General features: G+C 61.1%; 1 protein-coding gene. It reads right to left on the bottom strand.

What is annotated here, in order from left to right; genetic code table 11:
• On the bottom strand, positions 1 to 1,727 hold a 1,727-nt coding region (locus tag FEV16_RS16735), incomplete at its 3' end, for an ABC transporter ATP-binding protein/permease (RefSeq protein ID WP_171015280.1).
• Between the last annotated feature and the right edge of the window lie 96 nt (positions 1,728 to 1,823).

Genomic DNA, 1,823 nt, shown 5'->3' with positions numbered 1-1,823 from the left:
TTCTTGTCGTGAAAATCTTCCATGCCGACACGATGCCCCACGCTGATCACCGTCGCGCCGGCTAGATCTTCATTGAACAGGCGCAGCATCGAAATTTGACTCTCTTCGTCAAGCGCCGACGTGGCCTCGTCCATAATGATGATCTGCGGCCTTTGCAGCAGGAGTCGAACAAAAGCCGTTCGCTGCCGCTCGCCGCCGGAGAGGATTTGATCCCAACGCTGCTCTTCGTCGAGATGTTTGATGAGATAGCCCACGCCGCATCGCCGCATCGCGCCTTCGATCATTTCATCGGTGATTTCCTTGTCGGAGATCGAATAGAGCATAGCCTGGCGAAGCGCGCCCAACGGAATGTATGGCTTCTGCGGCACGAAGGCCATGTGCGCGTTTTTCGGCAACAGAATGCGGCCTGAGCCCCATCGCCATAGTCCTGCGAGCGCGCGAACAAGCGTGCTTTTTCCCGTACCGCTCGGACCCGCGACGAGCAGTTTCTCGCCGGCGGGAATGACGACATTCGCGCCGGCGATCACGATACGCCCATTGCGATGAGCGACAGCAAGATTCTCGATATGAATTGTGTCGTCGTCGCTGACGCCGAACTCGATAAATTCCTTCTCCTCCATGATGACGCCGATATCGAGGCCTTCCAGCGCTTCGGCGAGTTCATCCACCCGGTTGGCTGAAGCCATCCATTCCGCGACGCGCACGGAATTGTCGATGAACCAGTTGAAGGCGACCTGCACCAAGATGAATGCGGAGGCGAGCTGCATGACCGCGCCCAGGGTCAAGGCGCCCGAAAGATATTTTGGCGCGACGAGCACGAGCGGAATGAGCGGAACCAGGGCGCCATTGGCGCTCTGCACGGTGGCGATCACCCCGTGGCGACGGATCTGGCGGATCCAAGCGACGACGACGCGTCGATAATTCTGCAAGACAGAGCTTAACTCGTCGGCGTCGCCGCGAATGAGGGCGATGCTTTCCGCGTTCTCCTTCAGCCGGGAGAGTTCTGCGAGGAACTGCGCTTCGGCTTCGTTCTTTCGCGCAACAGCCGGAACAAGCGGCCGTCCCGCAAGATAGGCGACGCCGCCGGCGGCCGTCGCATAGACGACCGATGCGAAGCCGAGATATCCCGGCAACACAATCCGCGCTCCAAGCAGATTGAGCTCCAGAGCGCCGCCGACGGTCCAAAGCACGCCGATGAAGGCCGTCGCCGTCGCCAGGGCGGTCAAAAAGCCGACGGCGAATTCGACAAGCGGATCGATCGCCAGCTGCACGTCCTTGGCGATCCGATATTCCGGCGAAGTTTGCTCGGCCGCGGCGATTTCCAGCCGATAATAGCGCTGATCCTCGAGCCACCAGCCGGCGAGTTTCTCCGTGAGCCATTCCCGCCAGCGCATCTGCAATGTCATGCGCGCGACAAGCGCGCCGCTGACGGCGAGGCCGCTGAATGCGACGAGCGCGGGCAACAGCGCCGTCGCCCACCCAAGAGACACGACGTTCTTGCTTTCGAGCGCGTCGAAGAACTTGCGGTTCCATTCGTTGACGCTTAGCTGCGCCCCAAGCTGCAGTACGATGCAAAGCGCGACGAGGCACGTTAGAGTCCACGCTCGCCGGCTGGTCTCGCCGGTCCAGAATTCCAGCGCGAACGCACAGAACTCACGCCAACGGACTCGACCTGACTGCTTGATCTGCGCAGCGACAGCGGCCTGCGCTATGGCTTGACCATTCAACGTTGGAAGCGCCCCTCTGCTTGAGCGCTCGAGCTCGAACGAACGGCTGCTTTCGAGCGGCTTGGCGCGCCTCGCTTGTGCGCGCGTCATCCATGC

The organism is Methylocystis sp. B8 (genome assembly GCF_005771425.1).
Classification (GTDB): domain Bacteria; phylum Pseudomonadota; class Alphaproteobacteria; order Rhizobiales; family Beijerinckiaceae; genus Methylocystis.
The sequence above is the reverse complement of the archived record's forward strand: the minus strand, read 5'-3'. Positions and strand labels throughout refer to the sequence as shown.